The organism is Halomonas sp. SCS19 (genome assembly GCF_040147015.1).
Lineage (GTDB): Bacteria > Pseudomonadota > Gammaproteobacteria > Pseudomonadales > Halomonadaceae > Halomonas > Halomonas litopenaei.
Genome location: NZ_JAMSHN010000001.1, coordinates 669,633 through 686,800, shown reverse-complemented (window position 1 = coordinate 686,800; position 17,168 = coordinate 669,633). Strand labels below are relative to the sequence as shown.

15 protein-coding genes are annotated in these 17,168 nt (G+C 62.8%); 11 read left to right on the top strand and 4 right to left on the bottom strand.

The window, feature by feature from the left end:
* Window positions 1-452: 452 nt before the first annotated feature.
* The 6 genes from cyoA to NFH97_RS02735 all read left to right on the top strand — a co-directional run bounded on the left by cyoA (window position 453) and on the right by NFH97_RS02735 (window position 6,138).
* A complete protein-coding gene (gene cyoA / locus NFH97_RS02760; protein ID WP_045991922.1) occupies window positions 453-1,430 on the top strand; it encodes a ubiquinol oxidase subunit II in 978 nt (325 codons plus the stop codon).
* 3 nt (window positions 1,431-1,433) lie between these two features.
* A complete protein-coding gene (cyoB, locus tag NFH97_RS02755) occupies window positions 1,434-3,416 on the top strand; it encodes a cytochrome o ubiquinol oxidase subunit I (RefSeq protein ID WP_045991923.1) in 1,983 nt (660 codons plus the stop codon).
* 2 nt (window positions 3,417-3,418) lie between these two features.
* Entirely contained in the window at window positions 3,419-4,048 is a 630-nt protein-coding gene (locus NFH97_RS02750) for a cytochrome o ubiquinol oxidase subunit III (protein ID WP_108131549.1), read from the top strand.
* A gap of 1 nt (window position 4,049) precedes the next feature.
* The gene (cyoD, locus tag NFH97_RS02745) at window positions 4,050-4,376 is read left to right on the top strand and encodes a cytochrome o ubiquinol oxidase subunit IV (RefSeq protein WP_045991965.1); all 327 of its coding nucleotides are present in this window, start codon (window positions 4,050-4,052) and stop codon (window positions 4,374-4,376) included.
* 14 nt (window positions 4,377-4,390) lie between these two features.
* On the top strand, window positions 4,391-5,290 hold the full coding sequence (gene cyoE / locus NFH97_RS02740; RefSeq protein ID WP_231498497.1) for a heme o synthase: 900 nt from the start codon (window positions 4,391-4,393) through the stop codon (window positions 5,288-5,290).
* 242 nt (window positions 5,291-5,532) lie between these two features.
* Complete coding sequence (locus NFH97_RS02735) at window positions 5,533-6,138, top strand: Yip1 family protein (RefSeq protein ID WP_083970270.1); 606 nt, start codon at window positions 5,533-5,535, stop codon at window positions 6,136-6,138.
* A 195-nt stretch (window positions 6,139-6,333) separates the two neighbouring features.
* Here NFH97_RS02735 and NFH97_RS02730 read toward each other — a convergent pair whose 3' ends face one another.
* Complete coding sequence (locus tag NFH97_RS02730; RefSeq protein ID WP_045991926.1) at window positions 6,334-7,461, bottom strand: aminotransferase class V-fold PLP-dependent enzyme; 1,128 nt, start codon at window positions 7,459-7,461, stop codon at window positions 6,334-6,336.
* Window positions 7,462-7,924: 463 nt separating this feature from the next.
* On the opposite strand from NFH97_RS02730, the gene NFH97_RS02725 reads away from it, so the two are divergent.
* On the top strand, window positions 7,925-8,875 hold the full coding sequence (locus NFH97_RS02725; RefSeq protein ID WP_349624397.1) for a hypothetical protein: 951 nt from the start codon (window positions 7,925-7,927) through the stop codon (window positions 8,873-8,875).
* A gap of 222 nt (window positions 8,876-9,097) precedes the next feature.
* Here NFH97_RS02725 and NFH97_RS02720 read toward each other — a convergent pair whose 3' ends face one another.
* Together NFH97_RS02720 and NFH97_RS02715 are read right to left on the bottom strand one after the other, a co-directional pair.
* Window positions 9,098-9,919, bottom strand: a complete 822-nt coding sequence (locus tag NFH97_RS02720) for an IclR family transcriptional regulator (protein ID WP_349624396.1) — start codon at window positions 9,917-9,919, stop codon at window positions 9,098-9,100.
* Between the two features lie 227 nt (window positions 9,920-10,146).
* Window positions 10,147-10,926 carry a GntR family transcriptional regulator gene (locus NFH97_RS02715; protein WP_162197827.1) on the bottom strand — a complete coding sequence of 260 codons (780 nt, stop codon included), beginning with the start codon at window positions 10,924-10,926 and terminating at the stop codon, window positions 10,147-10,149.
* Between the two features lie 681 nt (window positions 10,927-11,607).
* Here NFH97_RS02715 and xsc point away from each other — a divergent pair.
* The 4 genes from xsc (at window position 11,608) to NFH97_RS02695 (ending at window position 16,202) form a co-directional block, all read left to right on the top strand.
* Entirely contained in the window at window positions 11,608-13,428 is a 1,821-nt protein-coding gene (gene xsc, locus NFH97_RS02710) for a sulfoacetaldehyde acetyltransferase (RefSeq protein ID WP_045991934.1), read from the top strand.
* Between the two features lie 183 nt (window positions 13,429-13,611).
* Window positions 13,612-14,619 (top strand): phosphate acetyltransferase, encoded by a 1,008-nt coding sequence (pta, locus tag NFH97_RS02705; protein ID WP_045991935.1) that lies wholly within the window; start codon window positions 13,612-13,614, stop codon window positions 14,617-14,619.
* 27 nt (window positions 14,620-14,646) lie between these two features.
* The gene (locus NFH97_RS02700; RefSeq protein ID WP_205254722.1) at window positions 14,647-15,435 is read left to right on the top strand and encodes a TSUP family transporter; all 789 of its coding nucleotides are present in this window, start codon (window positions 14,647-14,649) and stop codon (window positions 15,433-15,435) included.
* A gap of 38 nt (window positions 15,436-15,473) precedes the next feature.
* Window positions 15,474-16,202, top strand: coding sequence for an aspartate/glutamate racemase family protein (locus NFH97_RS02695; RefSeq protein WP_124802470.1), 729 nt, complete (start codon window positions 15,474-15,476; stop codon window positions 16,200-16,202).
* Here the strand turns inward: NFH97_RS02695 and NFH97_RS02690 are convergent.
* Window positions 16,192-17,124 (bottom strand): LysR family transcriptional regulator, encoded by a 933-nt coding sequence (locus tag NFH97_RS02690; protein WP_349624395.1) that lies wholly within the window; start codon window positions 17,122-17,124, stop codon window positions 16,192-16,194. The two genes, NFH97_RS02695 and NFH97_RS02690, sit on opposite strands and share 11 nt — an antisense overlap.
* Window positions 17,125-17,168 lie beyond the last annotated feature (44 nt).

Sequence of the window (17,168 nt, the reverse complement as noted above, 5' to 3'; positions counted from 1 at the left end):
ATCAGATCGCCTTTCCCATGGGGTGGGGTCCGGCCTCGCTGATACGGTTCCTGGTGGTGCTTGCTGGGTGTGGTGTTGGGTCGCAGGGCAGGTTCTGCTGGCCCAGGCAATTGGCCATTTGTGCACTGTTGCGACGCCTTGGTGCGACAGATCAAGGAAAGGTGCGACACCCCTGCGGCAAATCGTCGCTTCTCAAGTCTGGTCGCTCTGTCGACAATACGCCCCGGTCGCATTCCATCTACTTCTTTTGTTCAGGTGACGACGTCTTGTCGTGGTACCGAGGCAGGGTAGGGGATGCGAAATTTTGCGGGTCTAGTCCGTGGTTCGGCACATTTCATGCAACTTTTGCCAAAGGTGCATGCAATGTTCCACCTCAGCGGCCCCTGCACATCGCGCGAGCCTGAGCTCGTAATCTCTGGTATTCCGCCTCCAAGCCCTGACGAGGTTGCTACATGAGAAGAAAGTCGTACCTGCGCGTGCTCAGCGTTGTGCTGATGCTGGCGCTGCCCCTGTTGCTGGCGGGCTGCGAATCGGCGCTGCTCGACCCCAAGGGGGAGATCGGCCGTGAGCAGCGTACCTTGATCCTCACCGCCTTCGGTCTGATGCAGATCGTGGTGGTGCCGGTCATCGTGCTCACCCTGTGGTTTGCCTGGCGCTATCGCCGTGGCAACACCGATGCCACCTATTCACCCGACTGGGCCCATTCGACCAAGATCGAGGCCATCGTCTGGTTCATTCCCTGCGTCATCATCGTCTTCCTGGCGCTGTTGACCTGGTACACCTCCCATAGCCTCGACCCGCACCGCAGTCTCGAGGCCAAGGAAGGACAGAACGAGCCCATGGAAATCCAGGCCGTATCGCTGGACTGGAAGTGGCTGTTCATCTACCCGGAGCAGGGCATCGCCACGGTCAACGAACTGGCCTTCCCCGAGGACACTCCGGTGCGCTTCCGGGTGAGCTCCGGTTCGGTGATGAACTCTTTCTTCATTCCGCGCCTGGGTAGCCAGATCTACGCCATGGCCGGCATGGATAACGACGTTCACCTGATCGCCGAAGAGCAGGGCGTCTATCCGGGCCGCTCCACCAACTACAGCGGTGCAGGCTTCTCCGAGATGACCTTCGACGCCCACGTGGGTTCCGTCGAGGACTTCGAAGAGTGGGTGGAGAAGGTGCGTTCCTCGTCCGATACGCTGACCTTCCCCGAGGAGTACTACGATCTCGCCACGCCAAGCGAGGACAACGAGGTCCAGTACTTCTCCGAGATCACCCCGGCGCTCTATGAGCGCATCATCAAGAGCTTCCTGGCCGGCGGCAAGCATGCCGAGTTCGTCGAGACCTACGGCGGCGTGGTCAACGGGCACGGCGCAGGCGGCCATGGCGACGAGAGCGAGTCTCACGGCGAGTCCATGAGCGCAGAGGCAGCGGAGTAAATCATGTTTGGAAAACTGACGTTAGACTCGATTCCGATCCAGGAGCCCATCATCATGGTGGTGGCGATCGGTATCGCCCTGGGCGGGATCGCCGTGGTCGGCGGCCTGACCTACTTCAAGAAGTGGGGCTATCTGTGGCGCGAGTGGATCACCTCCGTCGACCACAAGAAGCTCGGTATCATGTACTTCCTGGTCGCGCTGGTGATGCTGATCCGTGGCTTCGCCGACGCCATCATGATGCGTACCCAGCAGGCCATGGCCTCGGCCGGAGCCGAGGGCTATCTACCGCCTGACCACTATGATCAGATCTTCACCGCCCACGGTGTGATCATGATCTTCTTTGTCGCCATGCCCATGGTCATCGGTCTGATGAACCTGGTGGTGCCGCTGCAGATCGGCGCGCGCGACGTGGCTTTCCCCTTCCTTAACAACTTGAGCTTCTGGCTGTTCGTTGCCGGTGTCATCCTGGTCAACGTCTCGCTGGTGGTCGGTGAGTTCGCCGCGACCGGCTGGCTGGCCTACGCGCCACTATCGGGGATAGAGTACAGTCCCGGCGTCGGGGTGGATTACTGGATATGGGCGTTGCAGATATCTGGCATTGGTACGACCCTGACCGGTATCAACTTCTTCGTCACCATCCTGAAGATGCGCACCAAGGGCATGACCCTGTTCCGTATGCCCATCTTCACCTGGACGTCGCTGTGCGCCAACGTGCTGATCATCGCGTCCTTCCCGATTCTGACCGCGACCATCGCGATGCTGACGCTGGATCGTTACCTGGGGACTCACTTCTTCACCAACGATTTTGGCGGCAACATGATGATGTACGTCAACCTCATCTGGGCCTGGGGCCATCCTGAGGTGTACATCCTTATCCTGCCGGCATTCGGGGTGTTCTCCGAGGTCATCGCGACCTTCGCTCGCAAGCGGCTGTTCGGCTACGGCACCATGGTGTGGGCGACCATCGCCATCACCTTCCTGTCGTTCATCGTCTGGCTGCACCACTTCTTCACCATGGGGGCCGGGGCCAACGTCAATGCCTTCTTCGGCATCATGACGATGATCATCGCCATCCCCACCGGGGTGAAGGTATTCAACTGGCTGTTCACCATGTACCGCGGTCGTCTGGAGTTCACCTCTCCGGTGCTGTGGACCATCGGCTTCATCATCACCTTTACCCTGGGTGGCATGACCGGTGTGATGCTGGCGGTACCGGCGGCCAACTTCGTGCTGCACAACAGCCTGTTCGTCATCGCCCACTTCCACAACGTCATCATCGGCGGCGTGGTGTTCGGCATGCTGGCGGGTCTGACCTACTGGTTCCCGAAGGCCTTCGGCTTCACCCTCGACGAGAAGTGGGGCAAGCGCTCCTTCTGGTTCTGGCTGACCGGCTTCTACGTGGCCTTCATGCCGCTGTACGTGCTCAGCTTCTTCGGTGCCGTGCGTCGCATGCAGTCCTATGACAACGGCGCCTGGCAGCCGTGGATGATCATCGCCTGGATCGGCGCCGTGCTGATTCTGTGTGGTATCGCCTGCACCGTGATCCAGTTCTACGTTAGTATCCGTGATCGCAAGAAGAACCAGGACGTCACCGGCGATCCCTGGGATGCGCGTACCCTGGAGTGGGCGACCTCGTCTCCCGCACCGTTCTACAACTTCGCGCATCTGCCCGAGATCAAGGACATCGACGACTTCTGGAACCAGAAGCAGGCCAACGGCGGCAAGGCCGGCGTGTCCAAGGGACCGTACAAGGACATTCACATGCCCAAGTACACCTGGGAAGGTCCGGTGATCGGTCTGATCTCCGCGGTCTTCGGCTTCGCCCTGGTGTGGCATATCTGGTGGCTTGCCATCGTGACCGCACTGGGCATGTTTGCCACCTTCATCGCGCGTATCTTCAACGATGACGTCGACTACTACGTGCCGGCCGCGGAAGTCGAGCGTATCGAGCGCGAACACCAGAACCGTGTGGAGATGCAGGCATAACCATGGCAACCGACACCCTCAACCAGCAAGGTCATGCCCACGGGCATGACCATGATCACGACCACGACCATCATGATGCCGCGGGCACCAAGGTCTTCGGTTTCTGGGTCTATCTGATGAGCGACCTGGTGATCTTCGGGTCACTGTTCGCCACCTACGCCGTGCTCCTTCGGGGCACGGCCGATGGTCCGACCCCGGGCGAGATCTTCCAGCTCCCGTTCATCCTGGTCGAGACCTTCCTGCTGCTGTTCTCGAGTTTCACCTACGGCATGGCGGTGCTCGCCATGAACGCCAATCAGGCATCCAAGGTGATGAAGTGGCTCGGGATCACCTTCCTGCTGGGCGCGGCCTTCGTGGCGCTGGAACTCTATGAGTTCCGTCACCTGATCCATGAGGGCTTTGGTCCGGATCGTTCAGGCTTCCTGTCGGCCTTCTTCCTGCTGGTCGGTACCCACGGTCTGCACGTGACCGCCGGTCTGATCTGGATCCTGGTGATGATGATCCAGGTGAAGCAGCGTGGTCTCGACGATATGGTGCGTCCGCGCATCATGTGTCTGAGCCTGTTCTGGCACTTCCTGGACATCGTCTGGATCTGCGTCTTCTCCTTCGTCTACCTGATGGGAGCCCTGTGATATGAGCGGACACGCCAACGACCATCACAGCCATGGCAGCGTCAAGTCCTATGTGATCGGCCTGATCCTGTCCATCGTGCTGACCGTCATTCCCTTCGGGGCGGTGATGACCGGCGCCTTCGACACCTTCGCGACGTTGATCGTGATCGTCGGTACCGCGGTGGCTCAGGTGCTGGTGCAGCTCGTGCTGTTCATGCACATGAACACCAAGGCCGATGAAGGCTGGAACTTCATGTCCTTCGTCTTCACCGTGGCGATCCTGGTTCTGGTCATCGGAGGTTCCCTATGGATCATGTACCACCTGCATCGCAACATGATGATCGGCTGACGCCGACTCGCATGATGTTCAGGGACACTCTCAGGGACTACCTCACCATCACCAAGCCGGGCATCATCGGCGGCAACGTGATCTCTGTTCTGGGCGGCTACTTCCTGGCCGCCCAGGGCCAGTTCGATGCCGTGGTGTTCCTGTCGGCGCTGTTGGGTCTGGCCCTGGTAATCGCCTCGGGCTGCGCCTACAACAACGTCATCGACAAGGACATCGATGCCCTGATGGAGCGCACCCGCAACCGCCCGCTGGTGCAGGGGCGGGTCAGCGAAGCGGCGACACTTCGGTTTGCCACCCTGCTGGGCATCGCCGGCTTCGGTCTGCTGGCGCTGGGGACCAATGCGTTGACGGTGGGTCTGGCGGCCTTCGGCTTCGTCATCTATGTGGGGGCCTACAGCCTCTACATGAAGCGCAATTCCGAGTTCGGCACTCTGGTCGGCAGCCTCTCCGGGGCGGTGCCGCCGGTGGTGGGCTATTGCGCGGTGACCGGCAGCTTCGATACCGGGGCCTTGACCCTGCTGGTGATCTTCAGCCTGTGGCAGATGCCGCACTCCTACGCGATCGCGATCTTTCGCATGGAAGATTACCGCGCCGCCAACATTCCGGTGCTGCCGGTGGTTCGCGGTATCGGTACGGCCAAGCACCATATCCTGGGCTATATCCTGGCCTTTATCGGTGCGACGCTGTCGCTGAGTCTGGCCGGCTACGCTGGACCCGGTTACTTCATCGTTGCCCTGGTGCTGGGCGTCTACTGGCTGTATATCGCGGCCAAGGGCTACCGTACCGACGACAACGTGCGTTGGGCGCGACAGGTATTCGGCATCTCGATCCTCACCATCACGGCGCTGAGCCTGATGATGTCACTGGACGCGACGCTGATGCCAAGCACGCCGATGTGGACCTCCATGTCCTGATCGGGTGGCGCTGAAACCGAAACCCCGCATCTTCACCGATGCGGGGTTTTTTTTGTGTTTATCAGTCGTATGGGTGAAGCGTGACTGGAGATCAAGTGTTGTACAGGACTTGTATAGTATGTACGGTAACGTTGGTAGCGAAGCGAAAAATCGCTTCTATACTGCAAGTTAAGGACAACGGAGTCGCGGGCGCCGAGTGCCGGTCTCGGGACTTACTTCAGCGGTAGCAGGAGGGAGTCAGTATGCTGACACACGTCTGGGGATTGATGGCCCACCCGAATCGCGAATGGAAGCAGATCAAGCAGGAAAGGGAGACGATAACGCACCTGTACGCGCATCACGTGTTGTTGCTGGCCGCCATACCGGTGATCTGCTCGTACATCGGTACCACCCAGGTCGGCTGGAGTCTCGGCGGCGGCACGACCATCAAGCTCAGTTATCTAGACGCCCTGGGGGCGGGGATCGCCTTCTATCTGGTGATCCTGGCGGCGGTCTACATCGTCGGCAAGACCATCCGCTACTCGGCCAAACGCTTTCCCAAGACACCCAGCCAGAGCCAGTGCATCATCTTTGCCGGCTATGTGGCGACCCCGATGTTCCTGAGCGGCATCGTGGCGATCTACCCGATCATCTGGCTGTGCCTGCTGGCCGGCGTTATCGGCCTCTGTTACACCGCCTACCTGCTGTATCTGGGCATTCCCTCCTTTCTCGATATCAGCGAAAAGGAAGGCTTCGTCGTCTCCAGCACCACCCTTGCGGTGGGGGTACTGGTGCTCGAAGGACTGCTCGGCATGACCGTCCTGCTGTGGGGCTACGGCGAGCGCATCATTCTGTCGCTGCTGGGGTGATTAGAGGGTGACTAGAGGTCGGCTAAAGAGTGACAAGTCGACGGGGATGACCCGAGAGCAGTGAAACTCGAGACGTGAAAGACCGGACCGTTCAGACCGACAATACGGGTAAGACAAAAGGGGCGACGCTGATGCGTCGCCCCTCTTTCTATCTGGGCTTTTCTGTGCGGCCCGATCTGGTGGGTATCGGCCCGTCTATCCCTTGATACTGTCCAGCGCCTTGCGCAGGTGGTCGATGCTGCGCTCGGGCTGATGCAGCTTGTCCAGGCCGAACAGGCCAATGCGGAAGGTCTGGAAATCGTCGCCTTCATCGCACATCAGCGGGACCCCGGCGGCGACCTGGACGCCGGCCGCGGCGAACTTGCCGACCAGCCCCGGGTCGTTGTGGTAGCAGACCACCACACCGGGCGCCTCGTAACCCTCGGCGGCGACGCTCTTGAAGCCGTACTCGGCCAGCAGGCTGCGCACTCCCTGGCCCAGGGCCCACTGTTCCTGTTTCACCTTGTCGAAGCCGTAGGCGTCGGTCTCGCGCATGATCTCGCGTAGCTCGCGCAGGCTGTCGGTGGGCATGGTCGCGTGGTAAGCGTGGCCGCCATTCTCGTAGGCCTCCATGATCTCGAGCCACTTCTTGAGATCGGCGGCGAAGCTGGTGCTGGTGGTTTCCTTGATGATCTCTCGCGCCTGGGCCGAGAGCATCACCATGGCGCAGCAGGGTGAGCCGCTCCAGCCCTTCTGGGGGGCGCTGATCAGCAGGTCGACGCCAGTGTCCTGCATGTCCACCCAGACGGTGCCCGAGGCGATGCAGTCCAGCACCATCAGGCCGCCGTGGGCGTGCACCGCATCGGATACGCGACGGATGTAGTCGTCCGGCAGGATCATGCCGGACGAGGTTTCCACGTGGGGGGCGAAGACGATGTCCGGCTGCAGTCGCTCGATGGCCTGCTCGACTTCCTCGATGGGGGGCGGGGCGAACGCTGAGGTCGGATCGCTGTCCTGCTGACGTCGGGCCTTCTCCACGCACAGTTCGGCCGGGATCTTGCCCATCTCGAGGATCTGGTGCCAGCGGTAGCTGAACCAGCCATTGCGGATGACCAGGGCGCTGCGGTTCTGGGCGAACTGGCGGGCTACCGCCTCCATGCCGAAGGTGCCGCTCCCGGGCACGATGACCGCGCTGTGGGCGTTGTACACCTGCTTCAAGGTGGTGGAGATGTCGCGCATTACGCCTTGAAAGCTCTGCGACATATGGTTCAGGGCGCGGTCGGTATAGACCACGGAGTATTCCAGCAGGCCATCGGGATCGACGTCCGGGAGCAAGCCAGGCATGAGGCGCATCCTTACAGTGGGCGTTGAACAAGCCGAAGACGCGGACTGCGTCAGCGACGACGGCGCCGAGCGGCTAGGGCTCGGCGCTCATTATTCTCTACAGCATAAGGTTAAAGGGCGGTGGCGGCCAGAGGACGGCGGCTCGCGCGTGGCGCGGTCATTTTCCTTGTGTGACTGTCGTTACATCCGAGTCCGTCGTGATATGTGTTTTTGTACTGATTCGAGTAAAAAACGGCCTAACCCGCCAATAAGGATTTTCATGAGACTTATCAGCCATTTCGCGTAGATGTCATCTCAGTAGCTGAAGCAGCGCGGCATGACCGATGGCTGGCAAAGCAAACTTTGACCATGCTGAGAAGACCGCTGCCAATAAGGCGTCGCAGCGTGTTTCGTCTAACGCCGTCGGTGACGCCGGGAGGTCCGGCCGGCGGAGCACGATCTTCCCAGGTGGAGGACGTCGATCATGAACGAACCATCATCATGTACGTGTCAGGCCGCTGGACTGACGCCTGAGCAGCTCGACGTGCTGCTGGCGCGAAACCCGCAATTGGCACAGGAACTGTCGGCACGATATCAGCAAACACTGGCCGAACCGGCAGAGCTGGACAGGCCAGATGACCTGGCCGCGGTGGGACTGGGGCCGGACGGGGCGCCGCTGGTCAGCGGTCCTGCGGAGCCCATGCCGCTGGCCCGTTTCGATCTCAGCAACGGCAACCGCGTCGAATTCGTCGGGCTTAGAGGCGACGACAAGGAGGCCCAGGTAGGTATGCGGGAGTTGGGCGTGAGCGATCGTGCGACCCCGCGAACCTTTGCAAGCGAAGTTGGCAAGTCCGCGCTGGATCACTACCTTATGCTCGCCCCGCAGGAGGTGCCCATCCCGAAAATGCTGCTCGAGCTGAATCCCGACATCGACCGCAAGGCGTTCAAGAATCGCACCGTGGAGCGGGTGGTAGAACCCATCGAGGTGGATCTGGACGCGTTGGGCATAACGCCGGACACTGCTAGGGCAGGGTCCTCGGCAGGAGGCGGACCAGGCCAGCAATACTGTGTCCCGGGCGATGGTTATCATCTGTTTCGCAACCACAACTGCGAGACCGTCTCCTTCCCGAGCAACACCTGGTGGTGGTGCGACCCGGAGGCCCACTATTCCTTCCGGGATCGCTGGACCTCTGACCACAAGCGTCGCAACTCTCTTGGTGTCACCACTGCCTGCCATGGGCCGGCGGCCACCCTGCACTACTACAAGAATGTCTTTGGCAACTGGAAGCATCTACATACCTTTCACCTGCCTTCAGGCTACTGGCAGTGGACCCGGTATGAGGGGCTATCCAAGCGAGACCGCTGGATACGACATCGCTGTGTGACCGCGGGAGGCAGCAGCTTCGTGCGCTGCGTCAGCTTCTTCTACAACTGAGGCCTGTGTCACCTCGGCAGCGCTCGTTGCTTTCGTTGCAGGAGGGGGGCAGGGCAACAGGGTCGGCGATCAAGGGAGCGACTCGTCGAACCATCTCGGCGCCATCACCGTTGTCGCGGTGGTGGCGCCTTGCTGTTTGATGCCTGGCTGCTTGACGTCTTGCAGGTTGACGTCAGGGGCGTGCATTCCGGACATGGCGGGAGTTGCCGCCAGGCGAGGGCGTCAGGCAGAGGTTTCGGGTTCTGCGATGGGCTCGGGCAGGGCACCCTGGTTGATCCGCGCGATGGCGGCGGCGGCACGCTCCAGCGCGGGCAGGCAATCCAGGGCGCGCTGCTTGTCCATGCGCATCACCGGTGCCTGGATCGCCAGGCCGACGTTGGAGACCCCGGTGGGGTTGGGGGCCAGCACCGCGATGCACAGAAGCCCCGGCAGGAATTCCTCGTCGTCGAAGGCGTAGCCGTCGCGCTTGACCTGCTCGATCTCCGCTTCCAGAGCGTCGATGTCGGTAAGCGTGTTTCGGGTGAAGGCCTCCAGGGTGGCATCGGCGAGCAGCCGACGGCGCTGGGGGGCGCTCATCTGCGCCAGAAACAGCTTGCCGCTGGCGGAGCAATGGGCAGGCACCCGGGAGCCGGGGTGTAGATAGAAGCGCAGCGGAGCCGACGTCTCGACGCGGTCCAGATAGAGCACCTCGCTGCCGGACAGGGCAGTGATATTGCAGCTTTCCCCGACCTCGCGGACCAGCTCCGCCAACACGCCGTGACGTGCGCCCTGAACGGTGTCGTTGAGCAGCAGGGTCTCGGCCAGCCGGCGCAGGCGGCTGCCCTTGCTGTAGTGGCGGTTGTCCGCTTCGCGCTGCAGCATGCCGGAGTTCTCGAGCTGCTGCAGCATCCGGTGCAGCGTCGGCTTGGGCAGGCCGGTCTCGTCCACCAGGCTCTGCAGGGTGAAGTACTGGTCCTTCTCCGCGATCACCTCGAGCAGCGCCAGCAGGCGCTGGGCCGGGGTGTCGCCCTCGATGATCCGGGTGTCAAAGCTTGCTGTGCTCATGGCGGGGTCTCCTCGATACTACAAGCCTATACGTATCTAAAAATTAATCAATGTGTATCGGAAAACGGAATTCACCGAGGTTGCTGTCGTCTCTGACTGAAGCACGTCGGCGTCGGGAACCGGGCGGCGGACGTGAGTGGACAGGCACCCATGAGCCAGGACTCGGCCATGGCCAACCGGTTGTCGCGGTATCCGGCATAGGCTGCCCTGTCTGAGCTTGCACCGAGTCAAAAGTCCGAGCGGATTTCGGCACGGTAGCTGAAGCGGTCGGCCCTTCCCTTGGTGGTACGGACTTCCACGATACGGTCGTGGCTGGTGTAGGTCATCCGCTTGAGCACCACCACCGGGGTGCCGGGAGCAATGTCCAGCAGGGCGGCGGTGTGGGTATCGGCGGCTTCTGCGGTCAGGGTTTCGTCGGCCCGGACGACGGGGATGCCGAATCGGTCGAGGATCAAGGCATAGAAGTAGTCGGGAATATAAAGCTCGGAATCTTCCAGCCCCGGCACCAGTACGCTTGGCCACCAGCTGTACTCCACCAGGGTCGGGGCGTCATCGACCACTCCCAGGCGTTCGATATAGGTGACTGGGCTGGTCTGGCTCAGGCCGAGGCGGGTATAGACGTCATCGGGAGCCTGGCGGATGGCGCGATCGGTGGTGGTCTTGTGGATACGCACGTCCTTGCCGTCGGCGTCCCCGTAGCTGACAAAGCGAAACAGGGTTTCCTCGAAGTCGGTCCGCGAGACATAGGTGCCCTTGCCCTGATGGCGGAACAGCAGTTTTTCCCAGACCAGATTGGAGATGGCCTTCTTGACCGTTCCCTGACTGATCTGCAGTCGGTCGGCGAGCTGCCATTCGGGTGGAATCAGGTCGCCCGGGGCCAGGTCCCCCCGTTCGATCAGGCCGCGAATATGGTCCTGCAGCAGTCGGTACAGCGGTTTCCCCGGCTGTGCCACCATCACCTCGGGGGAGAAGAGGCCAAGGCGATCAGATTCGTTTTCACTGGTCATTCGCAAGATCCCGCTGCTGGCAAGGTCGGAAGGGGAGGCTGCTCGGGTCATGCGCTTGTCTGACTCGCCGCTGCCCTGCAGCAGCGTGACGGCGCTCGCCCCTTTCACACCTTGATTCATCCGTTTCATTCTTAAGTGGTATTTCATCAATCTATCACGGGGCTCCTGTGCAGACACCTTTCCGGCCGTGTGACCCCTGGCCTCAGACCGGAAAGAGAAACAGCGGGCGGCGGGTGCGACGACTGACAAGGACGGCGATGCTGTGCTGGTCGAAAAACCCGGAAAATGCTGCGTATGGCAGGGCGGAGCTTCCTCGATGGTGGGCATGAGGGGACGTGTCGAGTGGTGCCGCCGGGGAGGGAGGGAGTTCGAAAACTGCGAAGTCCTGGGAAGTGGGCTCTGGTGGTTGGCTTGCCGCAGTCTTGGGGGCTTGGCGGAGTAAACAGGGTGGCACGACGACGGCCTATTTTTATAAAAAACGAACCGTAACGTATCAAATAATGAAATTCGTCTTGACCGGGCACGAATCGGTCGCTACCTTTGGATCAAGTTTCGCAAATCGGAACTTATGGTATCGAAAAGCTTGAGGCGACCGATCCGGAGCGGCTCAAGCCAAGACAAGGCCCGAGGCCCTGATGGCCGACGCCGCCAGCATCCGCTTTTGTTCCCTGGAGGAGCCCCATGAGTCACAACGACAACACCAACAAGCGCCAGGTCGTGAAGGGTAAGCAGAAGATGACGCCCTCCGAGGCCTTCGTCGAAACCCTCGTCGCCAATGACGTCACCGACATGTTCGGCATCATGGGCTCGGCCTTCATGGACGCCATGGACATCTTTGCCCCCGCCGGCATTCGTCTGATTCCGGTGGTGCACGAGCAGGGCGCGGCCCACATGGCCGACGGCTATGCCCGTGTTTCCGGCCGCCATGGTGTGGTCATCGGCCAGAACGGCCCCGGCATCTCCAACTGCGTGACCGGCATTGCGGCGGCCTACTGGGCCCACAGCCCGGTGGTCATGATCACCCCGGAAACCGGCACCACCGGTATCGGCCTGGGCGGCTTCCAGGAGTGCAACCAGCTGCCGATGTTCCAGGAGTTCACCAAGTATCAGGGCCACGTCACCCACCCGGCGCGCATGGCCGAGTACACCGGTCGCTGCTTCGAGCGGGCCATGTCGGAGATCGGTCCGACCCAGTTGAACATTCCGCGTGACTACTTCTACGGCGAGATCGAGGCCGAGATTCCCGAGCCGCGTCGCATCGACCGCGGCCCCGGTGGCGCTCAGTCACTGGACGAGGCGGCGGCCCTGCTGGCCGAGGCCAAGTTCCCGGTGATCGTTTCCGGTGGTGGCGTGGTCATGGCCGACGCGGTGGAAGAGTGCAAGGCCCTGGCCGAGCGCCTCGGCGCGCCGGTGGTCAACAGCTACCAGCACAATGACTCCTTCCCCGCCAGCCATCCGCAGTGGTGTGGTCCGCTGGGCTACCAGGGCTCCAAGGCCGGCATGAAGCTGATCTCCCAGGCCGACGTGGTGCTGGCGCTCGGCACTCGTCTCGGGCCCTTCGGTACCCTGCCGCAGCACGGCATGGACTACTGGCCGAAGGACGCCAAGATCATCCAGGTGGACGCCGACCACAAGATGCTCGGTCTGGTGAAGAAGATCTCTGTCGGCATCTGCGGCGACGCCAAGGCCGCCGCGGTCGAGCTGAGCCAGCGCCTCGAGGGCCGTGACCTGGCCTGCGACGCCTCCAAGGACGAGCGTCTTGCCAAGATCAAGGCCGAGAAGGACGCCTGGGAGAAGGAACTCGACGAGTGGACCCACGAGCGTGATCCGTTCAGCCTCGACGCCATCGAGGAAGCCAAGGACGAAAAGCCGTTCTCCGGCGGCGAGTACCTGCACCCGCGTCAGGTGCTGCGTGAGCTCGAGAAGGCCATGCCGGAAGACGTGATGGTCTCCACCGATATCGGCAACATCAACTCGGTGGCCCACAGCTACCTGCGCTTCGAGAAGCCGCGCAGCTTCTTCGCCCCGATGAGCTTCGGCAACTGCGGTTACGCCCTGCCGACCATCATCGGTGCCAAGACCGCCGCGCCGCATCGTCCAGCCATCGCCTACGCCGGTGACGGTGCCTGGGGCATGAGCCTGATGGAGACCATGACCGCCGTGCGTCACGGTATCCCGGTCACCGCGGTGGTGTTCCACAACCGCCAGTGGGGCGCCGAGAAGAAGAACCAGGTCGACTTCTACAATCGTCGCTTCGTGGCCGGCGAGCTCGACAACGAGAGCTTCGCCGAGATCGGCCGCGCCATGGGTGCCGAGGGCATCACCGTGGACCGTCTGGAAGACGTGGGCCCGGCGCTGAAGAAGGCGGTGGACATGCAGATGAACGAGGGCAAGACCTGCATCATCGAGATCATGTGTACCCGCGAACTGGGCGACCCCTTCCGCCGTGACGCCCTGAAGAAGCCGGTGCGTCTCTTGGAGAAGTACCAGGACTACGTCTGATACCGGCGGCGAAGGACTCCCCTGTCTGACTCGCCACGCAAGACTCTCTCGTCCGGTATGACGACATTGCCCTGGCCTGGTGCCAGGGCTTTTTTACATTCGCCAGAGGGTGGTAAAGAGCCCCGGCCGAGTGAAGGGATGGGCGGAGTCTCCGATAACAATGACCCCGGGAGAGCTGTTCCGATGAAAGCGCTCAATCATATACGCGACATGGCCCGCCAGGACCCCAGACGTATCGTGCTGTGCGAGGGCGACGATGCGCGGGTGCTCAAGGCAGGACTGGCGGCAAGCCAGGCCGGCTATGCCCGAATCTTGCTGGTGGGGGATCGTCAGGCGATCGACGCCCGGGCCGAGGCCGAAGGGCTCGAGATTGGGGCGATCGAGCTGATCGATCCCGCCGACTCCGAGCACACCGATCGCCTGGCAACGCTCCTGCTGGAACTGCGCGGGCCCAAGGGCATGACGGCGGAGGATGCCGCCCAGCGGGTACGTGAGCCGCTGATCTTTGCCAACCTGATGGTCCGCGACGGCCTGGCCGACGGCTGTGTGGCCGGGGCGGTGCACACCACCGCCGACGTCGTCCGTGCCGCCATCCAGTTGATCGGCAAGGCGCCGGGGGCGAGCCTGGTGTCGAGCTTCTTTCTGATGATGTTGTGCAAGGAGTTCCATAGCCTGAAGGGGGGCATGATCTTCTCCGACTGCGGGCTGGTGGTGGACCCCGACGCCGAGGCGCTGTCGCAGATCGCCATGGCCGCCGCCGACAGTGCCGAGGCGCTGCTCGACGAACCGGCACGGGTGGCGATGCTGTCGTTCTCCACCAGCGGCAGCGCTCATCACGCCTCGGTGGACAAGGTCGTGGAGGCGGCGCGCAAGGTCAAGAACGCGCGCCCGGGCCTGGCCATCGACGAGGACGTGCAGCTCGACGCCGCCATCGTCGCCGAGATCGCCGAGCGCAAGCTGCCGGACTCCAGGGTCAAGGGCAACGCCAATGTGCTGATCTTCCCGGACCTTGAGGCTGGCAATATCGGCTACAAGCTGGCCGAGCGGATCGGCGGCGCCGAGGCCATCGGTCCGCTGCTGCAGGGACTTGCCCGGCCCGCCAATGACCTCTCGCGGGGTTGCAGCGAAGAGGATATCGTCAACGTGATCGCTGTCACCACGGTCCAGGCGCAGCGCCTGTCGGTGGCGTAACACTCATCTGGCCGGCCGGGAGGGAAGATGACACTGGTACCCGAGGGAATGGAGCTCTCTGGCCTTTTGGCGGTAATACTCATCACGGTGCTGGCAGGCTACCTGCACACGGTGTCCGGGTTCGGTATCGGCATGATCATCATCGGCGTGGCCAGTGGCTTCGAGCTGGTCAGCGTCGCCACCCTGGTGGCGGTGGTCAGTCTGGTGACCCTAGTCAACAGCGCCGTGGCGCTGCCCGGCAAGCTGCATCATCTCGACCGGCGCCACCTGCTGGCACTGGGGCTCGGCATCGTGCCGTCCATCGGCCTCGGGGTGTGGGCGCTGAACTGGCTGAGCGTCAGCGCCGAGGCGCTGTTGATGCTGATGCTGGGGGCGCTGGTGTTCTACGGCGGGCTCAGCGTGGGCTTGCGGCCGCGCCCACGCGCGGCCGTATCGTCCTCGGCAGGCTTCGCCGCGAATGGCGTCATGACCGGCCTTCTGGCCGGGATGTTCGGCATGCCGGGGCCGCCGGTCATCTACCACTGCTATCGCCAGCCGCTGCCCACCGAGACCATCCGGCTGTTGTTGATCGCCTGCTTCGCCATGACCTCGGGGGTGCGCACCCTGTATGTCGGCGCCGCCGGCGGGCTCGATGCCCAGGTCTGGCTGTTGGCGTTGTGGACCCTGCCGGCGGTGGCGCTGGCCACCTGGGCCGGACGCCGCTATCCGCCGCCCTGCAGCGCCGTGCTATTGAGACGAGTGGCCATGCTGACGCTGATGGTGATAGGCGTGGGGCTGATGCTCGACGGCAGCCTGGCGCTGTGGACCAGGGCGTGAGGTTCGCACAGATACTACAACGGAACAGGAGTTTGCCCGTGAGAGTCGCCATGGAAGAGGCACCGCTTGGGGTGCTGTGTCTGGATTCTTCCTTTACCAAGCCGCTTGGTCATCTGCGCAACCCCGACACCTTTCGCCACCCGATACGCTACGAGGTGCTGCAGGGCATCGATATTCCCCGCCTGCTGCATGCACCCGGGGATGAGCTGGGCGCGCTGCTGGTGGACCGCGCCAGGCGTCTGGAGCGTGAGGGGGTGTGTGCCATCGCCGGGAGCTGTGGCTTCATGGCGCGCTATCAGGAACGGGTCGCGGCCGCGGTGACGGTGCCGGTGGTATTGTCCAGCCTGACCCTGCTGCCGTGGCTCGCCAGCGTGCACGGTGGCACAGGACGGATCGGCGTGCTGACCGCAGACGCGGGGGCGCTCAAGCGCGCCCACTTCGTCGGCGCTGGCTGGCAAGGGCCTCTGCCGGTGGTGCAGGGGCTCGAAGACGGTGATGAGTTTCGTCAGGTGATCCTGGAAGGTCGACGCGATGACCTGGATCTCGCCGCCATGGCGCAGGAGCTGGCACAGGCAACCCGAAGACTGAAAGCGCAAGCGCCGCTGGACGCGGTAGTGCTGGAGTGTACCGACCTGAGCGCTTTCGTGGAGGTGGTGCGACGGGAGGCGGGCTGCCCGGTCTACGATATTGTGCCGGCACTCGAGCTGATCCTTCGCTCCGCTGCCGGCAGGCAGCAATCGGCGCCGGACCCGCTCGTCACGGGCTGAGCGGCGACAGCGCGCGCCGGTGCCAGGTGTCGAGTCCCTTTTCCAGATAGGGCAGAAACCGCTGGCACTGGCGCGAACTGGTGTGAAAGCGCGAGGTGATCACGGCGATATCGAGGTCGATGGCGGGAACGAAGGGCAGGATCGCCACGGCGCAGTCGCGACGCATCAGAAAGCTCCAGGCCGAGACCGGGTCCACCAGGGCATGGCCGATGCCGGCATTGACCAGGCTGATGGCGGAAGGGAACAGGTGGGTTTCGGCGGCGATCTGCCAGTCGGCACCGGCCTGTCTGAGCGCCTGCTTCAACTTGAGTGTGCTCTGGTGGTGCTCGTCCAGGGTCACCAGGGCCTTGCCGTCAAGATCCGCCGCCTCTACCTGAGCAAGGCCCGCCAGCGGGCTGTGGCGCGGTACCGCCAGGTGCATGCGCAGGGACAGGTGGCGGGCATCGAGGTCGTTAAGGTCATCCTGGCGTTCGATCACGCCGACATCGAACTGGCCCTCGGCCACCCAGTCCCGGATCTTGCGCGAGCTGAAGGTCTGCAACGACAGCCGGGTATCGGGATAGTCGGCCAGGTACTCGGCCATGATCCCGGGCATGGCGGTGGGCGAGAGCCCCGGCATGCAGCCCAGGATCAGCTTGCCCGCGCGGCCCTGGCGCAGGCCATCGGCGAGTTCGTCCAGATATGACACCGACGCCAGTACCTTGTCGACCCCCTCCATCAGATAGCGGGCCTCGGGGGTCAGCTCGGTGCCGTAGTTGTTGCGGCGAAACAGCAAGAACCCCACCTCCTGCTCGAGATTGGCGATGGCCGAACTGACCGCCGGCTGGCTGAGTTCCAGACGACGGGCGGCCTTCGACAGGCTGCCGGTGTGCACAACCTCACGAAATATCTGGAGCTGGCGAAGCTGGTGACGAACCTTCATGGGCGTCCCTCCGGGCGCCCTCGGGAAGTGAGTGAGCGCCTCTA